The 18824-nt window shown below is 68.6% G+C and carries 15 protein-coding genes and 1 pseudogene; 10 read left to right on the forward strand and 6 right to left on the reverse strand.

Annotation, left to right across the window (positions count from 1 at the left end; translation table 11 throughout):
• Nucleotides 1-368 (forward strand): annotated as a pseudogene (locus CKO33_RS09395) (integrase); the annotation flags it as partial.
• Nucleotides 369-397: 29 nt separating this feature from the next.
• Here CKO33_RS09395 and rsmB read toward each other — a convergent pair.
• The 3 genes from rsmB to def are packed head-to-tail and all read right to left on the reverse strand — an operon-like array spanning nt 398 to nt 3072.
• Nucleotides 398-1516: a 16S rRNA (cytosine(967)-C(5))-methyltransferase RsmB gene (gene rsmB / locus CKO33_RS09400; protein WP_200181829.1), complete on the reverse strand. Its 1119-nt coding sequence runs from the start codon at nt 1514-1516 to the stop codon at nt 398-400.
• 51 nt (nt 1517-1567) lie between these two features.
• Entirely contained in the window at nt 1568-2506 is a 939-nt protein-coding gene (fmt, locus tag CKO33_RS09405; protein ID WP_200181830.1) for a methionyl-tRNA formyltransferase, read from the reverse strand.
• Nucleotides 2506-3072, reverse strand: a complete 567-nt coding sequence (gene def / locus CKO33_RS09410) for a peptide deformylase (RefSeq protein WP_200181832.1) — start codon at nt 3070-3072, stop codon at nt 2506-2508. Before def ends, fmt begins: the two co-directional genes overlap by 1 nt.
• A 103-nt stretch (nt 3073-3175) precedes the next feature.
• On the opposite strand from def, the gene CKO33_RS09415 reads away from it, so the two are divergent.
• Genes CKO33_RS09415 through tsaC form a run of 5 tightly spaced genes read left to right on the forward strand, consistent with a single transcriptional unit; the run spans nt 3176 to nt 9136 of the window.
• Complete coding sequence (locus tag CKO33_RS09415) at nt 3176-4327, forward strand: LysM peptidoglycan-binding domain-containing protein (protein WP_200181834.1); 1152 nt, start codon at nt 3176-3178, stop codon at nt 4325-4327.
• A gap of 10 nt (nt 4328-4337) precedes the next feature.
• Nucleotides 4338-5480, forward strand: a complete 1143-nt coding sequence (gene dprA, locus CKO33_RS09420; RefSeq protein ID WP_242472573.1) for a DNA-processing protein DprA — start codon at nt 4338-4340, stop codon at nt 5478-5480.
• Entirely contained in the window at nt 5477-5950 is a 474-nt protein-coding gene (locus tag CKO33_RS09425) for a DUF494 family protein (RefSeq protein WP_200181836.1), read from the forward strand. Before dprA ends, CKO33_RS09425 begins: the two co-directional genes overlap by 4 nt.
• A gap of 31 nt (nt 5951-5981) precedes the next feature.
• Nucleotides 5982-8558, forward strand: a complete 2577-nt coding sequence (locus tag CKO33_RS09430; protein WP_200181838.1) for a DNA topoisomerase I — start codon at nt 5982-5984, stop codon at nt 8556-8558.
• Nucleotides 8555-9136 (forward strand): L-threonylcarbamoyladenylate synthase type 1 TsaC, encoded by a 582-nt coding sequence (gene tsaC, locus CKO33_RS09435; RefSeq protein ID WP_338081763.1) that lies wholly within the window; start codon nt 8555-8557, stop codon nt 9134-9136. The genes CKO33_RS09430 and tsaC overlap by 4 nt, the downstream gene beginning before the upstream one ends.
• Nucleotides 9137-9148: 12 nt before the next feature.
• Here tsaC and CKO33_RS09440 read toward each other — a convergent pair whose 3' ends face one another.
• The 3 genes from CKO33_RS09440 to CKO33_RS09450 are packed head-to-tail and all read right to left on the reverse strand — an operon-like array spanning nt 9149 to nt 13995.
• On the reverse strand, nt 9149-10699 hold the full coding sequence (locus CKO33_RS09440) for a SpoVR family protein (RefSeq protein ID WP_200181840.1): 1551 nt from the start codon (nt 10697-10699) through the stop codon (nt 9149-9151).
• A 37-nt stretch (nt 10700-10736) separates the two neighbouring features.
• Nucleotides 10737-12020 (reverse strand): DUF444 family protein, encoded by a 1284-nt coding sequence (locus CKO33_RS09445; protein WP_200181842.1) that lies wholly within the window; start codon nt 12018-12020, stop codon nt 10737-10739.
• A gap of 31 nt (nt 12021-12051) precedes the next feature.
• Complete coding sequence (locus tag CKO33_RS09450; protein WP_200181922.1) at nt 12052-13995, reverse strand: PrkA family serine protein kinase; 1944 nt, start codon at nt 13993-13995, stop codon at nt 12052-12054.
• A gap of 519 nt (nt 13996-14514) precedes the next feature.
• Between CKO33_RS09450 and CKO33_RS09455 the strand changes: the two genes are divergently transcribed.
• The 4 genes from CKO33_RS09455 to CKO33_RS09470 all read left to right on the forward strand — a co-directional run bounded on the left by CKO33_RS09455 (nt 14515) and on the right by CKO33_RS09470 (nt 18820).
• The gene (locus CKO33_RS09455; RefSeq protein ID WP_200181844.1) at nt 14515-14775 is read left to right on the forward strand and encodes a DUF4282 domain-containing protein; all 261 of its coding nucleotides are present in this window, start codon (nt 14515-14517) and stop codon (nt 14773-14775) included.
• Between the two features lie 138 nt (nt 14776-14913).
• Nucleotides 14914-15309, forward strand: coding sequence for a cysteine-rich small domain-containing protein (locus CKO33_RS09460; RefSeq protein WP_200181845.1), 396 nt, complete (start codon nt 14914-14916; stop codon nt 15307-15309).
• A 174-nt stretch (nt 15310-15483) separates the two neighbouring features.
• Complete coding sequence (gene bchE / locus CKO33_RS09465; RefSeq protein WP_200181847.1) at nt 15484-17181, forward strand: magnesium-protoporphyrin IX monomethyl ester anaerobic oxidative cyclase; 1698 nt, start codon at nt 15484-15486, stop codon at nt 17179-17181.
• Nucleotides 17182-17257: 76 nt separating this feature from the next.
• Entirely contained in the window at nt 17258-18820 is a 1563-nt protein-coding gene (locus CKO33_RS09470) for a cobyric acid synthase (RefSeq protein ID WP_200181849.1), read from the forward strand.
• The last annotated feature ends 4 nt before the right edge of the window (nt 18821-18824 follow it).

An 18824-nucleotide genomic window follows, 5' to 3' on the forward strand; every position in this document is an offset into this window, starting at 1 on the left:
GCTCGGTGGTGCGCAAGCACCTGGGCTACGCCCACATCCCCGGCCGCTTCGCCAAGGCGGTCAACGCCTTCACCCAGGATGTGCTCTCACCCTACCTTAACTTCCACCGCCCCTGCTTCTTCCCCACCGAAGAGGTCGATGCCAAGGGGCGTCTACGCAAGCGCTACCGCTACGAGGAGATGATGACCCCCTTCGAGAAGCTCAAATCCCTGCCCGGAGCCGACCGCTACCTCAAGCCCGGCATCACCTTCGAACAACTGGATGCAGTCGCCTACGCCATCAGCGACAATGAGGCCGCCCAGCGGCTCAACCAGGCCCGGGCTGATCTGTTTCGTTCCATCAACAACGCCCAAAACCCGGCCGCCTGAACAGCCTCACCCATCACTCCCCTTCAGGCTCATCTCTGGATTGGAAAGGACTGCAGGGGCCAGAGGGCCCGCAGCAGCTCCCCCTGGGTGCGGGCCAGGGCCGGGATGTCCCCCTCCCTGCGCAGGTGCTTGATGTCCGGGTGACGGCGGATGACCCCGGTGGCCGAGCAGGGGGCATCCAGGAGGATGCGGTCGAAGGGGGGCCCCTGATGCCAGGTGTCGGGGCGGGCGGCATCGGCGGTCACCAGCGCCGCCCGGTGACCGCCCCGCTGCAGGTTTTCCGCCACGCGCTCCAGGCGCTTGCCGCTGCTGTCCAGGGCGGTGAGCGCCAGATCCCCCCCGGCGCGATCCAGCAGGTGCAGGGTCTTGCCTCCGGGGGCGGCGCAGGCATCCAGCACCCGTGCCCCGGGGGGGCAGTCCAGCAGCGGGGCCGCCAGCTGGGCGGCGGCATCCTGCACCGAGCACAGCCCCTCGGCGAACCCCGGCAGGGCGGACACCTCCACGGGCCGCTCCAGCACCAGGGCCGTCTCCACCTGCGCATGGGGTGCGGCGGCGAGGCCCGCCTCGGCCAGGCGGTCCCGGTAATCGGCCAGGGGGATGCGGGCCGTGTTCACCCGCAGGGTCATGGGGGGATGGGCGTTCAGGGCCTGACACACCGCCTCGGTCCCATCCCCGTAGGCCGCCGCCAGGCGGCGGTAGAGCCAGTCCGGCAGGGCGTGGCGCAGCGCCGGGTCACGATCCACCTCTTCGGCCCGCGCCCTCCCCTCGCGCTGGGCGCGGCGCAGCACGCCGTTGATCAGGCCCACGGCCCAGCGCTTGCCCAGGCCCCGCCCCAGCCCGGCCGTCTCCTGCACCGCGGCATAGTCGGGGGTGTCCAGATACAGCAGCTCGAACAGCCCCATGGCCAGGGCGCAGGCCACGTCCCGGTCGCGGCGCTTGAGGGGGCGTTCCAGCCAGCAGGCCAGGATGGCCTCCAGGCGGCGGTGCCAGCGCAGGGTGCCGTAGCACAGGGCCTGGGCCAGACCCCGGTCCCGGGGGGACACCCGGGCCAGCAGCGGCGGCAGGGCATCGGACAGGGAGGTGCCGTCCCGGAGGACGCGCAGCAGGGCCTGGAGGGCGGCTTGACGGGGGGAAACGGGGGACGGCATGGGATGAGGACTTCCGGCGGCTGGGGGGGATACAGGCAACTGGGGGGAGGATCAGGTCTCGTCCCCCAGCCGCTCCCCCTGCAGCGAACGGCCGTTGAGGAACTCCCGGGCCGTCAGGGGCCTGCCGCCGGGCAGTTGCAGGCGGGTGACCCGCAGCACGCCGTCGCCGGTGGCCACGTCGATGCCCTCCGGACCCTCGGCCACCACCGTGCCCGGCGGGGCGTCGGCATGGGCCTGTGGGGCCACGGCGGACATCCACAGGCGCAGGGGCTCGCCGCGCCAGCGGGTCTGGGCCACAGGCCAGGGGTTGAAGGCGCGGATGCGCCGGTCCAGGGCCGCCGCCGCCAGTTGCCAGTCCAGCACGGCCTCCGCCTTGTGCAGCTTTTCGGCGTAGGTCACCTGCTGCGGGTCCTGGGGCTCGCCGCGAAGGCGCCCGGCGGCCAGGTCGTCCAGGGCGGACACCAGCAACTCCGCCCCCTGCCGCGCCAGGGTGTCGTGCAGCGTACCGGCGGTGTCCTGGGCGCCGATGGGGCAGCGGGTCCTGCCCAGCATATCCCCGGTATCCAGCCCCTCGGCCATGCGCATGAGGGTGATGCCGGTCTCCCGGTCCCCCGCCAGCAGCGCGCGCTGGATGGGGGCGGCCCCGCGCCAGCGGGGCAGCAGGGAGGCATGCAGGTTGACGCAGCCCAGGCGGGGGATCTCCAGCACCGCCCGGGGCAGGATCAGGCCATAGGCGGCCACCACCATCAGATCCGGGGCCAGGGCCCGCAGCCGTTCCAGGGCGGCTTCGTCCCGCAGGGTGGCGGGTTGTTCCACGGGCAGGTCGTGCTCCAGGGCCTTCTGCTTGACGGGGCCGGGCCGCAGCCGGCGCCCGCGGCCAGCGGGCCGGTCCGGCTGGGTATACACGGCCACCACCTCGTGGCTTGTCTGCAGCAGGGCCTCCAGGGCGGGCACGGCGAAATCGGGGGTGCCCGCGTACACCACCCGCATCAGACCGCCTCCCGCTGCCGGCCGCGGGCGGTGGGGTGCCCACTCCCCTGCCGCTGCTGCTTCTCCAGACGCTTGCGGATGCGGTCGCGCTTGAGGTTGGAGAGGTGATCCACGAACAATCTGCCGTTGAGGTGATCCACCTCGTGCTGGATGCACACCGCCAGCAGGCCGCCGGTCTCCAGCTCGAAGGGCCGGCCGTCCCGGTCCAGGGCACGTACCCGGATGCGCTCGGCGCGGCGCACCGGTTCGTAGAAGCCGGGCACCGACAGGCAGCCCTCGTCCGTCTCCACCAGGCCCTCGTGCTCCAGGATCTCGGGGTTGATGAAGCAGCGGGGATGCAGGCCCTGACCGGAACGCTCCTCGGAGCCCTCCCCGGCCACATCCATGACCACCACCTGTTTGTGCACGTTCACCTGCACCGCCGCCAGGCCGATGCCCTCGGAGGCGTACATGGTCTCGAACATGTCGTCCACGAGCCTGCGGATGGCATCATCCACCACCGGCACCGGCTCGGCCTGGTGGCGCAAGCGTGGATCGGGAAACTGCAGGATATCTAACAATGCCATGGCCGCCTGTCCGCTGGATGAGTAGGTTTATGCCGTGTCAACAACAATCTGCTAAAGTCGTGGTCTCGTGCCGGTGGTGCCCAACACCTCGAGGAAAAGACCGATGTCCGCTCCATTTCCGCCGCGTGCCGGATCCGCCGCGTCCATCGTGACGCTTATTCTAGCGCTCCTGGCCACCGGATGCGCCACCGCACCCCGGGATCCGGCCCCGGAACAGACCCCCGCCACGGCGGAGAGGGCGCCGGAAGCCGCCCCGGCATCCCCGAAGGAAGCCCCCACCCCGGCCCGGGCCCGGGTAAGGGACACCGCCCCCGAACGCTACGTGGTGCGCCCCGGGGATACCCTCTGGGACATCTCCACCACCTTCCTGGAAACCCCCTGGTACTGGCCCGAGATCTGGGTGGACAACCCCCAGATCGAGAACCCCCATCTCATCTACCCCGGGGATGTCATCACCCTGCACTACGTGAACGGCCGGCCGCGCCTCATGGTGGACGGCGGACCCCGGGTGCGGCCCACGGTGAAGCTCTCCCCCCGGGTTCGCGCCGAACCCCTGCCCCCTTCCCTGGACACCCCCGTACAGGCCCTGCAACAGTTCCTGATCCGTCCCCGGGTTGTGACCGAAAAGCAGATGGAAGATTCCCCCTACCTGCTGGCCTCCCGGGATGAGCGCATGATCTTCGGCGCCGGCGACCGCCTCTATGCCCGGGGCCTGGAGGGGGATCCCGTGGGCTCCCGCTACCACGTCTTCCGTCCCGGCGGTGAACTGCGGGACCCGGAAACGGGGGAACGGCTGGGCTTCGAGGCCATCCCCGTGGCGGGGGCCGAACTGGTGCGCGGCGGCGACCCGGCCACGGTGGTGCTCACCCGCAGCGACCGCGAGGCCCTCCAGGGGGACCGTCTGCTGCCCCAGGACGACAGCGCCCAGGACTTCCTCTTCACCCCGCGCCCCCCGCACCCGGACGCCCACGGCCAGGTCATCTCCCTGTTCGATGCCATCAGCCGCATCGCCCGCTTCCAGGTGGCGGTGATCAACCTGGGCGAACGGGACGATGTGGAACAGGGGCAGGTCTTCGCCGTCCACCACTCCGGGCGCACGGTGCGGGACCGGATCGCCGGCGGCGAGCGGGTCACCCTGCCGGACGAGCGGGCGGGCCTGCTCATGGTCTTTCGCACCTTCGACAAGGTGAGCTACGCCCTGGTGGTGGAATCCACCCACCCCATCGCCCAGGGCAACACCGTACGCCATCCCTGAAACGTTCCCCTTGGATACCCGGCAACACCCCCTGGTCCCCTGGCTGCACCTCTGGCACACCCCGGGCCTGGGGCCGGCCACCTTCCTGCGGCTGACCGCGGCCCACGGCGATCCCCGGGCCGTGCTGGAGGCCGGACCCGCCGCCTGGCGGGAGCAGGGCCTGGACGATACCGCCATCGCCTTCCTGGAGGGCCCCACCCCCGAAGGGGTGCTGCGGGACCTGGAATGGGCCGAGGACCCGCAGCACCATATCCTCACCCTGGAGGACCCCGGCTATCCGCCGCGCCTGCGGGCCATCGCCGCGGCCCCGCCGGTGCTCTACGTGGTGGGGGACCCCCGGGTGCTGCACTGGCCCCTGCTGGCCGTGGTGGGCAGCCGCCACCCCACCCCCGGCGGCCGCGACACCGCCCATGCCTTCAGCGCCCACCTGGCCCGCTCCGGCCTGGTGATCGCCAGCGGCCTGGCCGAGGGCATCGACGCCGCCGCCCATGGTGGCGCCCTGGAGGCCGGGGGACTCACCGTGGCGGTGACGGGCACCGGCCCGGACCGGGTCTACCCCGCCGGCCACCGCGACCTGGCGCGGCGCATCGCCGCCGAGGGGGCCCTGGTCACGGAACTGCCCGTGGGCACCCCCGTGCGCCGCGAGCACTTCCCGCGGCGCAACCGCATCCTCTCGGGGCTGGCGGTGGGCACCCTGGTGGTGGAGGCGGCCCATCGCAGCGGGTCCCTCATCACCGCCCGCTACGCCGCGGAACAGGGCCGGGAGGTGTTCGCCATCCCCGGCTCCATCCACAACCCCATGGCCCGGGGCTGCCACCGCCTCATCCGCCAGGGGGCCAAGCTGGTGGAGACCGCCGACGACATCCTGGAGGAACTGGGGCCGCAGATCTTCATCCCAAGGGAGGAGGAAGGCCCCTCCCCGGGGAACGAGGCCGACGCCTCTGTGGTGCCCGGGGAGGCGCCGGATGCGGAGCACGCCGCCCTCCTGGAGGCCATGGGCCACGACCCCGTGGCGGTGGACCAGCTGGTGGAGCGCACTGGATTGACCGCCGGTGCGGTTTCCTCCATGCTGCTTCTCATGGAGTTGCGCGGCCAGGTGGCCTCCCTGTCCGGTGGTCGATACGTCCGCCTGCAGCCGGAACACGAGAGATGAAAGAGAACGTGCTAGACGTACTGATGTATCTGTTCGAGAACTACATCGACGACGATACCGAACTGGAGCCGGACCGGGAGCAGCTGCAGAACCTGCTGCTGGACGCCGGTTTCCCCGTGGCCGAGATCCACAAGGCCTTCGACTGGCTGGAGAACCTGGCCAGCCAGGACCCCTCCCTGAAGGACCTGCGCACCGACTCGGCCCTGCGCGTCTACACCGACCGGGAAATGGGCCGCATGGACGCCCAGAGCCGGGGTTTTTTGCTGTTTCTGGAACAGAACGGCGTGCTCGACCCGTCCACCCGCGAGCTGGTCATCAGCCGCGTCATGGACCTGGACAGCGAGGAGATCGGCCTGGACGAGCTCAAGTGGATCACCCTCATGGTGCTGTTCAACCAGCCCGGCCAGGAAGCCGCCTACACCTGGCTGGAGAACATGATGTTCGATCACCCGCCGGAGTACCTGCACTGAGTCCCCACCACAGCCCACGGGTAGCCGGGCCATGAGCAAGCACCTGGTCATCGTCGAATCGCCGGCCAAGGCCAAGACCATCGAGAAGTACCTGGGCAAGGACTTCGAGGTGATGGCCTCCTACGGCCACGTGCGCGATCTCCTGCCCAAGGAGGGGGCCGTGGACCCGGACCACGGCTTTCGCATGAACTACCAGGTGATCGAGCGCAACGAGAAACACGTGGAGCGCATCGCCCGGGCCCTGAAGAAGGCCGATTCCCTGATCCTGGCCACTGACCCCGACCGCGAGGGCGAGGCCATCTCCTGGCACCTGTACGAACTGCTGCAGGAGCGCGGGCTGCTGGAGGACAAGGAGACCCAGCGGGTGGTCTTCCACGAGATCACCCAGCGGGCCGTGAAGGAGGCCATCGAACACCCCCGGGGGCTGTCCTGGGAGCTGATCAACGCCCAGCAGGCCCGGCGCGCCCTGGACTACCTGGTGGGCTTCAACCTCTCCCCCCTGCTGTGGAAGAAGATCAAGCGCGGCCTCTCCGCGGGCCGGGTGCAGAGCCCCGCCCTGCGCATGATCGTGGAGCGGGAACAGGAGATCGAGCGCTTCGTCAGCCGCGAATACTGGACCCTGGACGCCCTCACGGCCAAGGACGGCGAGGGCTTCAGCGCCCGCCTGCAGGTGCTCGACGGGCGCAAGCTGGAGCAGTTCGACATCGCCTCCGAAGCCGACGCGGAGAAGGCCCGCCAGACCCTGACGCAGGCTGCCGGCGGTCACCTGCGGGTGGCCAAGGTGGAGAAGAAGCAGCGCCGGCGCAATCCGGCCCCCCCCTTCACCACCTCCACGCTGCAGCAGGAGGCCTCGCGCAAGCTGGGCTTCTCCGCCAGCCGCACCATGCGCGTGGCGCAGCAGCTCTACGAGGGGATCGACCTGGGCACGGGCCCCATCGGCCTGATCAGCTACATGCGCACCGACTCCGTCACCCTGGCCAACGAGGCCATCCAGGAGATCCGGGGCCTGATCGCCCAGCGCTACGGCCAGGACAAGGTGCCCGACAGCCCGCGCACCTACAAGACCAAGTCCAAGAACGCCCAGGAGGCCCACGAGGCCATCCGGCCCACCTCGGTGCAGCGGCTGCCCGAGGAACTCAAGGGCCATCTCTCCCAGGACCAGAAGCGGCTGTACGAACTCATCTGGAAGCGCACCGTGGCCTGCCAGATGATCCACGCCACCCTGGACACCGTGGCGGCGGAACTGGAGGCCGGGGGTCCGGAGCATGTCTTTCGCGCCACCGGCTCCTCGGTGCGCGACCCGGGCTTCATGGCCGTCTACCGCGAGGACCAGGACGATGCCAAGGTGGAGAGCGACGAGCGCCTGCTGCCGGAGCTGTCCGAGGGCGAACAGGTGACCCTGAACGACATCCAGGCGGATCAGCATTTCACCGAACCCCCGCCCCGCTACTCCGAGGCCAGCCTGGTGAAGGCCCTGGAGGAACACGGCATCGGCCGCCCCTCCACCTATGCCTCCATCATCAGCACCCTGCTGCAACGGGAATACGCGGAGCTGGTGAACCGCCGCTTCGTGCCCACGGACATCGGCCGCATCGTCAACACCTTCCTCACCCAGCACTTCACCCGGTACGTGGACTACGACTTCACCGCCCGGCTGGAGGACGAACTGGACGAGATCTCCCGCGGCGAGAAGGAGTGGATCCCGGTCATGGAGGGGTTCTGGCGGCGCTTCTCCGAACAGGTGAAGGAGAAGGAGGCCACGGTGACCCGCGAGGAGGCGGTGCAGGCCCGGGAGCTGGGCACCGATCCCAAGTCGGGGCGGCCGGTGACGGTGCGCATGGGGCGCTACGGCCCCTTCGTGCAGATCGGCACCAAGGATGACGAGGAAAAGCCCCGTTTCGCCGGCCTGCGCCCGGGGCAGAAGATGGACGCCATCACCCTGGAGGAGGCCCTGGCCCTGTTCAAGCTGCCGCGGGAACTGGGCGAGACCCCGGAGGGGGAGCCGCTCCTGGTGAACATCGGCCGCTTCGGCCCCTACGTGAAATTCGGCAGCCGCTACGCCTCCCTGGGCAAGGAGGATGATCCCTACACCATCGAGCTGCCCCGGGCCCTGGAGCTGGTGGCCGAACGCAAGCGCCTGGATGCGGAGCGCTTCATCCAGTCCTTCGACGAGGAGGGCATCCGGGTGCTCAAGGGCCGCTACGGCCCCTACATCACCGACGGCAACAAGAACGCCCGGGTGCCCAAGGACCGGGAACCCAAGGACCTGACCCTGGAGGAATGCCGGGAGCTCCTGGCCGCCGCTCCCGAGAAGAAGGGGCGGGGCCGCAAGGGAGCCACCGCGAAGAAATCCGCCCAGTCCGCGGACAAGGATGACGGCAAGACCGCTGACAAGGGGACGGGCAAGACCACCGGGAAGAAGAAGGCCGCCACCGGCAAGTCCTCCACCACCACCACCGCCAAGGCCAAGTCGGGTACCGGTTCCCGGGGCACAACGGCCAAGGGCAAGACCACGGCCAGCGCCAAGGGCAAAGGCAAGGGCGGCAAGACCACGGCCAAAACGGCGGCCAAGTCCGCCTCGGGCCGGAGCGCCGGCGCCTCGCAGTGACGGGCCGTAACACCCGCCGCCGGGCCCTGCGGCCCCGGGCGGCGGCGGCGGTGATCCGATCCGGGGGGGTGGTGGCCTATCCCACCGAAGCCGTCTTTGGTCTGGGCTGCGACCCGCGCAACCGGACGGCGGTGCAGCGCCTGCTGCGCATCAAGGGCCGTGCCGAGGCCAAGGGGCTGATCCTGATCGCCGCCGATCCAGGGCAGCTCACCCCCTTCCTTGCCCCCGTGGACACAGCCCTGCGGGACCGGGCCCTGGCCACCTGGCCGGGTCCGGTCACCTGGCTCTGGCCCGCCGCCCCCCACACCCCGCGCTGGCTCACGGGGGACCACGACACCCTGGCGGTGCGGATCACCGACCATCCCCTGGCGGCCGCCCTGTGCCACCAGGCCGGCATGGCCCTGGTCTCCACCAGCGCCAACCGCAGCGACGCCCCGCCCTGCCGCCATGCCGGGGCCGTGGACGAGACCCTGGGCCGGGGGCTGGATCTGATCCTGGCGGGCGACACCGGCGGACGGGACCGCCCCAGCGAGATCCGCGATCTACTCAGCGGCCGGGTGATGCGTTCGGGGGGATAAGCGGGCCGGGTCTCAGTCCTCCCGGGGCTCCACATCCCCGTACTCGTTGAGCACCGCCTCACTGCGGGCGTCCACTTCATACAGTCGTACCGGATAGCCCCAGAGGCGGGCCAGGTGCGCCAGCACCCTGTGGGCATCCTTCTCCGCCAGCAGGCGGCCATCCTGGGTGCGGTGCTCCAGGATCAGGCGCCGGTCCCCGGCCAGGTCCACATCCACCACCTGGATGTCCGGCTCGTGGCGGGCCAGGTCGTACTGGGCGGACAGGGCGCGGCGCACCTCCCGGTAGCCCGCGTCGTCGTGGATGGCCTCCACCGTCAGATGCGGCTCCCGGGCATCATCCCGCAGGGCAAACAGGCGCAGGTCCCGCATCACCTTCGGCCCCAGAAACTGCAGGATGAAGCTCTCGTCCCGGTATTCCGCCCAGGCGTGCTTCCACACCCCGAGGAAGTCCCCGCAGCCGGCGATGTCCGGGAACCAGCGCCGGTCCTCCCCGGTGGGCTCCAGGGCCATGCGCTTGAGGTCCTGCAGGATGTGGAACCCCAGGGCGTAGGGGTTGATCCCGGAGAACCGGGGATCCTCGAAGCCGGGCTGGAAGACCACGTTGGTGTGGTGATGCAGGAATTCCATAAAGGCCCCGTCGGTGAGCCGGCCGGTCTCGTGCAGCCGCGTCATGATGTGGTAGTGCACGGCGGTGGCGCAGCCCTCGTTCATCACCTTGGTCTGCTTCTGCGGGTAGAAGTACTGGGACACCATGCGCACGATGCGCAGGATCTCCCGCTGCCAGTGTTCCAGTTTCGGCGCCCGCTTCTCCAGAAAGTAGAGCAGGTTCTCCTCCGGCAGGCCCAGGGCCTGGCGCCGGTCCCGGACCTCGGCGGCGGTGTCCTCGCCGTCCCCGTCCCGCTTCTGCGGCAGGGTCCGCCAGAGATCGTTGAAGGTCTGCTCCTCGTGGCGCACGCGGGCGCGGCGGCGGTCCATCTCCTCCTGCAGGTTCAGGGGCTGGCGCCGGGGGTAGCGGTGCACGCCATGGGTCATGAGGGCATGGGCCGCGTCCAGCACCCGTTCCACCTCCCGCTGGCCATAGCGCTCCTCGCAGCGGGCCACGTAGCCCTTGGCGAACTCCAGGTAGTCCAGGATGGACTCGGCATCGGTCCAGGAACGGAACAGCTGGTTGTTCTTGAAGAAGTGGCTGTGGCCGAAGGCGGCATGGGCCATGACCAGGGTCTGCAGGGTCATGGTGTTCTCTTCCATGATGTAGCACAGGCAGGGGTTGGAGTTGATGACGATCTCGTAGGCCAGCCCCGTCATCCCCTTGCGGTAGTACATCTCGTCCCGGGCGAAGTGCTTGCCGAAGGACCAGTGGCGATAGAACACCGGCATGCCCATGGAGGCATAGGCGTCCAGCATCTGCTCGGAACTGATGATCTCCACCTGGCCGGGGTAGGGATCCAGGCCCATCTCCCCCACGGCCACGGCCTCGATGGCGTCGTAGGCCTTCCGGATGAGGGGATAGTCCCAGTCGGCCCCGGTGTAGAGCGGCCGGGCCGGATCGAGCACTTGGGTCATGGGGTCACCTCCTGGGGCGGTGATGGGGCGTGCCCCGTCAGCGTTTGAGCTCCACGGGGGTGAACAGGTCGCGGAACACCGGGAAGATGTCCGCCCGCCTGCGCACCCGGCGCATGGCCATGGGCCGCCCGGCCTTCACCAGGCGCTCGTACACCTGCCACAGGTCGGTGGTCATGTCCCAACCCCGGTCCTCAGCCACCTCGATGTAGGCGAAGTAGCGGCACAGGGGCAGGATGGCCGACTCCATCATCTCCACCACGGTGGGGTTGTCGGCGGGGGTGTTGTCGCCGTCGGAGGCCTGGGCGGCGTAGATGTTCCATTCCCCCGGGTCGTAGCGCTCGCGCACCACCCGCTGCATCTCTTCCAGGGCGGGGGAGACCAGGGTCCCCCCGGTCTCCCGGGAGTAGAAGAAGGTGTCCTCGTCCACCTCCTGGGCGATGTGGGTGTGGCGGATGAAGACGATGTCCACGTGGCGGTAACGCCGCTGCAGGAAGAGATACAGCAGCATGAAGAAGCGCTTGGCCAGGTCTTTCATGTCCTCGGTCATGGAGCCGGAGACGTCCATGAGACAGAACATCACCGCCTGGGTGATGGGCCGGGGCACCGGAGTGAAGCGGTTGTAGCGCAGGTCGATGGGATCGATATAGGGGATGGCCCGGGTGCGCCGGGTGAGGTCCTCGCGCATGCGGATCAGTTCCCGCAGGCGTTCCGGGTCCCGCCCGGAGCGTTCCAGACGGTCGATCTCCTCGTCCAGGGCGCGGGTCTCCTCCCGCCGGGGACGGCGCAGGGCCAGACGGCGGGAGAGGGAGTTGCGCATGGTGCGGGTGAGGTTGAGATTGGAGGGGGAACCGCTCACCGAATAGCCCGCCCGCTGCAGGCCCTGGGTCTCGGTGCGGCTGAGCCGGGTGCGCACCAGATCCGGCAGCTCCAGGTTCTCGAAGAACAGGTCCAGGAACTCGTCCCGGCTCACGGTGAACTGGAAGGCATCCTCCCCCTCCCCGTCGGCACTGGCACCCCGGCCGGAGCAGGGGGGCGGTGGCGGCGGCCGGGGGATGGTGTCCCCGGCCACGTACTCACGGTTGCCCGGCAGGACATGATCGCGCACGCCCCGGCCGCCCCCCTTGTGAAAGCTGGGTTCCTGCAGGCCATCGGCGGGGATGCGGATCTCCTCCCCGCCCTGGCCGATGTCCGCCACCCGACGCCGGGACGAGGCGTCCCGCACCGCGTCCAGGATCTGGCGGCGGGCGCGGCCGATGAAGCGCTGGCGGTTGGCCAGGCTCTTGTCCTTGGGGTTGAGCCGTCGGTCGATGATGTGGACCACGGGGGTCGTTCCTCCCGCAGCACGGGCCGGATCAGCCCGCCTGCTTGACTCGCATGTACCATTCCACCAGCCGACGGACCTGGCGCTCGGTGTAGCCGCGCTCCATCATGCGCTGGACGAAGTCGTTGTGCTTGCGCTCCAGTTCGGAATCGCTCTTGGCGCCGAAGCTGATCACCGGCAGCAGGTCCTCCACCTGACTGAACATGCGCTTCTCGATCACCTCGCGGATCTTCTCGTAGGCCGTCCAGGAGGGCATCTGCCCGCCCTGGGCCGCCTGCGAGCGCAGGGCGAACTTGACCACCTCGTTGCGGAAGTCCTTGGGATTGGCGATACCCGCGGCCTTCTCGATCTTGGTGAGTTCCTGGTTCAGGGCCTGGCGGTCCAGCAGCTGGCCGGTATCCGGATCCTTGAAGTCGTTGTCCTCGATCCAGGCGTCGGCATAGGCCACGTAGCGCTCGAACAGGTTCTGGCCGAAGTCGCTGTAGGACTCCAGATAGGCCTTCTGGATCTCGTTGCCGATGAAGTCCGCGTAGCGCGGTGCCAGTTCCGCCTTGATGAACTCCAGGTAGCGGCGCTCCGTCTCCTCGGGGAACTGCTGCCGGCGGATGGACTGCTCCAGCATGTAGAGCAGGTGCACGGGGTCGGCGGCCACCTCGCGGGTGTCGTAGTTGAAGGTCTCGGAGAGCACCTTGAAGGCGAAGCGGGTGGAGATCCCGTCCATGCCCTCGTCCACCCCGGCCATGTCCCGGTATTCCTGCATGGACTTGGCCTTGGGATCGGTGTCCTTGAGGCTCTCGCCGTTGTAGACCCGCATCTTGGAGTAGAGGTTGGAGTTCTCGTGCTCCCGCAGGCGGGTGAGCACGGAGAACTTGGCCAGCATGTCCAGGGTGGCCGGGGCGCAGGGGGCCTCGGCCAGTTCGCTGGACTGGATGAGCTTCTTGTAGATGTGCTGTTCCTCATCCACCCGCAGGCAGTAGGGCACCTTCACCACGGAGATGCGGTCGATGAAGGCCTCGTTGTTCTTGTTGTTGCGAAAGGTCTGCCACTCCGCCTCGTTGGAGTGGGCCATGATGATCCCCTGGAAGGGGATGGCGCCGATGTTCTCCGTGCCCACGTAATTCCCCTCCTGGGTGGCCGTGAGCAGGGGGTGCAGCATCTTGATGGGCGCCTTGAACATCTCCACGAACTCCAGGATGCCCTGGTTGGCCCGGTTGAGCCCGCCGGAGTAGCTGTAGGCGTCGGTGTCGTGCTGGCTGTAGAGCTCCAGCTTGCGGATGTCCACCTTGCCCACCAGGGAGGAGATGTCCTGGTTGTTCTCGTCCCCCGGCTCGGTCTTGGACACGGCGATCTGCCGCAGCCGCGAGGGATACAGGCGCACCACGGAAAAGCGCGAGAGGTCGCCGCCGAACTCGTCCAGGCGCTTCACCGCCCAGGGGGACATGAGCCCGCTGAGGCGCCGTTTCGGGATGCCGAAGCGCTGCTCCAGATCATCCCCCATGGCCGGATCGAACAGCCCCAGGGGGCTCTCGAACACCGGCGAGATCTCGTCCCCCGCCTTGAGCACGTAGATGGGATGCTTCTCCATCAGGGCCTTGAGCCGCTCCGCCAGGGAGGACTTGCCCCCGCCCACGGGGCCCAGCAGGTAGAGGATCTGCTTGCGCTCCTCCAGGCCCTGGGCCGCATAGCGGAAGAACCCCACGATGCGCTCGATGGTCTCCTCCATCCCGTAGAAGTCCTCAAAGGCGGGATAGAGCTTGATGGTGCGGTTCATGAAGATGCGCCCGAGGCGCTCGTCCCTGGCGGTATCCACCACCCGGGGCTCACCGATGGCGTCCACCAGACGCTCGGCGGCGGTGGCGTAACGCATGGGATCGTCCCGGCATCCCTCCAGGAATTCCCCCAGGGACATCTCGGCTTCCTGCCGCTTCTGATAGCTGCGGGCGTACTGCGCGATCAAGGCTTCGGCCGAATCCATCGTCATCACCCCCCTCGTTGGCGTCCGGTGTGGCCGCCGCCCACCGGGCGGGCGGCCGGATATCGTCGCACCCGATCCACCGGGCTGCCGCGTTGTGCACACGTCCTGGTTCGATGACAGCCTGGGTGGGAGATCGGGTGGGGCCGTCGCGGCGGTGTGCGCCGACGGCATGCCTGTTCATTGGACGTTGCTCCGGGCAGGCAGTTCCTGCCCCGCACCCGTCGGTCCACCGGGGCAGCCCGATCCATCGGGTGGTTCTTCGAGCATAGTACAAGCTGCCGGGCCCGCGTTCGGCGCGGGAGTCCCCCTGTGCTTGCCTGCATCCGGGCGGCCGAGGCCGCGGGGACATGCCAGTGGGACATTCCCTACAAGACCGCCTGATCTGGATCATCCACCTCCGCCCCCGAGGTTGCCGCCTCGCCGGGAAACTCTGATCTTCTGAGGCTCCGGGCCCGGATCGCCTCCAGCGCGATGCCCAGACCGATCACTGGAACGAAAGGACAAAGGAGATCAAGAGAAATGAGAAACTTTTTCTTCTTCGAAAAGATGCTAACGCCAAGCATCATCACGTTCGTCTACTGGCTCCTGCTCGTCTCCACCGTAATCCTCGGCCTGAGCACCATGTTCAGCGGATATCAGGGCTTCACCGCCGGGACATTCTTCATGGGCCTGCTGTACATCGCCGGTGGCATCGTCGGGGCAAGGATCTGGTGTGAACTGCTGATCGTCATCTTCAAGATCAATGAGGCCTTGCAGGATCTGCGTCAGAAAAAGACCTGAAATGCAGGAGGGCACCGGCGATCCCCACGGCCCCACCCGCCCGTGTCGAGCGCGCACAGGTGGGGACGCCGGACCCTGACCGGGTTATCATGGGCCCCTCCCAGGACCGGCTCGAAGTCCTCCACCAAGAGACGACCCATGGAACCCAAAGATCAAGCCCGCAGCGAGGCCTACAAGGGCTTCACCAACCACGACTGCCCCTTCATGCCCTGCCACGAGGGCGTGACCCGGGAATTCAACTGCCTGTTCTGCTACTGCCCCCTTATCGCCTACGAATGCCCCGGCCCCTACCGGGTCTTCGTGGACCGCCACGGCATGCGCCGCAAGGACTGCAGCGCCTGCAACCTGCCCCACAACGGCTACCGTCAGTCCTGGGGGTTCATCCAGAAATGGCTGGAGCGTCCGGTGCTCTGGGATGGGCACGAACAGACCCGCTACGACGCCCGCCTGCCGGAGGAGGCAGAACCTCCCGCCATGGACCCCGATGGACGCGGCGAGCCCCACGATGAGCGAGATGGAGCGGCGAAAGACTGACCCGTGTCCTTGACCCGGCAAGCCCCCGCGCAGCGGCTGTCCAGCGCAGTTGACAGTCTTGAAAGGGCGCGGGTAGCATCCTTTGATTCGGGGACCAGAGGGTAGCCCCGCCAGATCTGTTCGTCGCGATCGTTTCAGGGAGCGGCGTCATCACCGTTTAGCGGGAGCGTGAACATGCGAATCCTTTTCGTACATCCGAACTACCACTCCGGGGGCGCCGAGATCGCCGGCAACTGGTCCCCCGCCTGGGTGGCCTATCTGGCCGGCTACCTCAACACTCATGGCTACACGGAATACGCCTTCGTGGACGCCATGACCGACGACATCTCCGACGAGGACCTGCGCAAGATCTTCGCCGAGCAGCAGCCGGACATCGTCGCCTGCACCGCCATGACCCCCGCCATCTACAAGGCGGAACAGACCCTCAAGATCGCCAAGGAGGCCTGCCCCAAGACCGTCACCCTCCTGGGCGGCATCCACGCCACCTTCATGTTCCAGCAGGTGCTCACCGAGGCCCCGTGGATCGACGCCATCATCCGCGGCGAGGGCGAGGCGGTGACCCTGGACGTGGTGCGCACCGTGGACGAGGGCCGCTGGCCCGAGGCCCGCAAGGACGTGCGCGGCATCGCCTATCTGGAGGAGGACAAGGTGGTGGCCACCCCGGCGGCCCCCACCATCCGCGACGTGGACTCCATCATCCCCGACTGGGGCGTGCTGGACTGGCAGAAGTACATCTACATCCCCACCGGCACCCCCGTGGCCACCCCCAACATGGCCCGCGGCTGCCCCTTCACCTGCAGCTTCTGCTCCCAGTGGAAGTTCTGGCGCGACTACCGGGTGCGCGATCCCAAGAAGGTGGTGGACGAGATCGAGATCCTGGTGAAGGAACACGGCGTGGGCTTCTTCATCCTCGCGGACGAGGAACCCACCATCAACAAGGCCAAGTTCGTGGAGTTCTGCCAGGAACTCATCGACCGCGACCTGGGGGTGCTCTGGGGCATCAACACCCGCGTCACCGACGTCATGCGCGACGAGGACCTGCTGCCCTTCTACCGCAAGGCCGGCCTGGTCCACGTCTCCCTGGGCACCGAGGCGGCCGCCCAGCTGAACCTGGACAAGTTCGTCAAGGAGACCACGGTGGCCCAGAACAAGCGGGCCATCGAACTGCTGCGCAACGCCGGCATCGTCACCGAGGCCCAGTTCATCGTGGGGCTGGACAACGAGACCCCCGAGACCCTGGAAGAAACCTACCAGATGTGCATGGACTGGAACCCGGACATGGCCAACTGGGCCATGTTCACCCCCTGGCCCTTCTCCGACCTCTACACGGAGATGAGCGACCAGGTGGAGATCTTCGACTTCGAGAAGTACAACTTCGTCACCCCCATCATGAAGCCCAAGAACATGACCCGGGGCGAGCTGCTGGACGGGGTCATGAAGAACTACCGCCGCTTCTACATGCGCAAGGCGCTGTTCGGCTACCTGTGGGAACGCAATCCCCAGCGCCGCAGCTACCTGGTGGGCTGTCTCAAGGCCTTCCTCAAGAGCGCCTTCCAGCGTCGCTTCTACGACCTGGGCAAGGCCGGCTACTGGGGTCCGCAGACGCGCAAGACCGTGGACTGGAAGTTCGACTACTCCCGCAAGCTGGTCAAGCCCGAGCCGGAGCTGGAACAACAGGTGGTGGAGTGGAAGAGCGCCCCGGCGCGCAAGCGCGGCGGCAAGCCGGAGGCCCCCAAGGCCTGCGGCGGCGGCGATCAGCAGCTGGAGGACACCCAGGCCGCCCAGGTGAAGATCTGCGGCGGGGGCGACCAGCAGCTGGCCGAGAGCCTGGACGACGCCAAGATCAAGGAAAAGATCAAGGAAGACGTCTGAGCGTTCCTCGGGCGCAGGACATCACCGCAACATCGGGAGGGCGCCACAGGCGCCCTCTTTTGCTTGGATCCACCCCATGATCGACGACCCCACCGCCCCCATCGATTTCCCCGCCGGGCCCCAGCAAGGCCCCCGCCGGGCCCGTGCCCTCATGATCCAGGGCACCAGTTCCGACGTGGGCAAGAGCCTGCTGGTGGCCGGGCTGTGCCGGGCCTTCACCCGCCGGGGCCTTGTGGTGCGCCCCTTCAAGGCGCAGAACATGAGCAACAACGCCGCCGTCACCCCCGACAGCGACCTGCCCCCGGGCCCCGACGGACAGATCCCCCGGGGCGAGATCGGCCGCGCCCAGGCCCTGCAGGCCCGGGCCTGCAGGGTGACCCCCTCCATCCATATGAACCCGGTGCTGCTCAAGCCCCAGACCCTGGCGGGTTCCCAGGTGGTGCTGCGGGGCCGGGTCCTGGGCAACTGCCGCGCCAAGGTCTACCACAAGATGAAGCCCCAGCTCATGCCCGCCGTGCTGGACAGCTTCGCCCGCACCGCCGCCGAGGCGGACCTGGTGCTGGTAGAGGGCGCCGGCAGCGGCGCCGAGGTCTACCTGCGCAAATCCGACATCACCAACATGAAGCTGGCCCAAAGCGCCGACCTGCCGGTGGTGATCCTGGGGGACATCGACCGCGGCGGCGCCCTGGCGGCGGTGGTGGGCACCCACGCCCTGCTGGATGAGAGCGAACGCGCCCGGGTGGTGGGCTACATCATCAACAAATTCCGCGGCGATCTGTCCCTGTTCGAACCCGCCTGCACCCTCATGACCGAACGCACCGGCTGGCCCTGGCTGGGGGTGGTGCGCTGGTTCGAGGGGGCCGCCCGCCTGCCGGCGGAGGACTCCCTGGCCCTGGAGCGACCCGCCGAGGGGGAAGGCCGCGGCCTGAACATCGCCGTGCCCCAGCTCTCCCGGGTGGCCAACTTCGACGATCTCGACCCCCTGGCGGCCGAACCCGGCGTGAGCGTGCGCTGGGTCAAGCCCGGCACCCCCATCCCCCGGGACACCGATGTGGTCATCCTCCCCGGCTCCAAGGCCACCCGCGCCGATCTGGAAGTGCTGCGCCGTGAGGGCTGGGACATCGACATCCTCGCCCACGTGCGCCAGGGCGGCCGCGTGCTGGGCCTGTGCGCCGGCTACCAGATGCTGGGCCGCGTGGTGCGCGATCCCCAGGGCATCGAAGGCCCGCCGGGGGAGACCCCGGGCCTGGGCCTGCTGGACCTGGAGACCGAGATCAGCGGCGAAAAGCACCTGGTGGAACTGGACACCCGCGACCGCAACAGCGGCTGCCCCATCACCGGCTACGAGATGCACATGGGCCGCACCCGGGGTCCGGGCCTGGAGCGTCCCTGGCTGGTGCTGGAGGAGGACGGCCATGCCCGCCCCGAGGGGGCCGTCTCCGCCGACGGCCGCGTCAGCGGCGGCTATGTCCACGGCCTCTTTGGCAGCGACGCCTTCCGCGCCTGGTGGCTCGATCAGGTGGGTGCCCGGGCCTCGGCCCTGGACTACGAGGCCCGGGTGGAGGCCGCCCTGGAGGCCCTGGCGGACCACTGCGAGGAGAATCTGGACCTGGACGCCCTGCTGGCCCTGGCCCGGTAACCCC

The organism is Ectothiorhodospira mobilis (assembly GCF_016584115.1).
Taxonomy (GTDB): domain Bacteria; phylum Pseudomonadota; class Gammaproteobacteria; order Ectothiorhodospirales; family Ectothiorhodospiraceae; genus Ectothiorhodospira; species Ectothiorhodospira mobilis.

Bases quoted from the DNA above. Each gene is read 5' to 3' on its own strand.
- rsmB (WP_200181829.1), bottom strand. From the start codon at position 1,516: ATGCCGTCCCCCGTTTCCCCCCGTCAAGCCGCCCTCCAGGCCCTGCTG.
- fmt (WP_200181830.1), bottom strand. From the start codon at position 2,506: ATGCGGGTGGTGTACGCGGGCACCCCCGATTTCGCCGTGCCCGCCCTG.
- def (WP_200181832.1), bottom strand. From the start codon at position 3,072: ATGGCATTGTTAGATATCCTGCAGTTTCCCGATCCACGCTTGCGCCAC.
- CKO33_RS09415 (WP_200181834.1), top strand. From the start codon at position 3,176: ATGTCCGCTCCATTTCCGCCGCGTGCCGGATCCGCCGCGTCCATCGTG.
- CKO33_RS09425 (WP_200181836.1), top strand. From the start codon at position 5,477: ATGAAAGAGAACGTGCTAGACGTACTGATGTATCTGTTCGAGAACTAC.
- CKO33_RS09430 (WP_200181838.1), top strand. From the start codon at position 5,982: ATGAGCAAGCACCTGGTCATCGTCGAATCGCCGGCCAAGGCCAAGACC.
- CKO33_RS09440 (WP_200181840.1), bottom strand. From the start codon at position 10,699: ATGACCCAAGTGCTCGATCCGGCCCGGCCGCTCTACACCGGGGCCGAC.
- CKO33_RS09450 (WP_200181922.1), bottom strand. From the start codon at position 13,995: ATGGATTCGGCCGAAGCCTTGATCGCGCAGTACGCCCGCAGCTATCAG.
- CKO33_RS09455 (WP_200181844.1), top strand. From the start codon at position 14,515: ATGAGAAACTTTTTCTTCTTCGAAAAGATGCTAACGCCAAGCATCATC.
- CKO33_RS09460 (WP_200181845.1), top strand. From the start codon at position 14,914: ATGGAACCCAAAGATCAAGCCCGCAGCGAGGCCTACAAGGGCTTCACC.
- bchE (WP_200181847.1), top strand. From the start codon at position 15,484: ATGCGAATCCTTTTCGTACATCCGAACTACCACTCCGGGGGCGCCGAG.
- CKO33_RS09470 (WP_200181849.1), top strand. From the start codon at position 17,258: ATGATCGACGACCCCACCGCCCCCATCGATTTCCCCGCCGGGCCCCAG.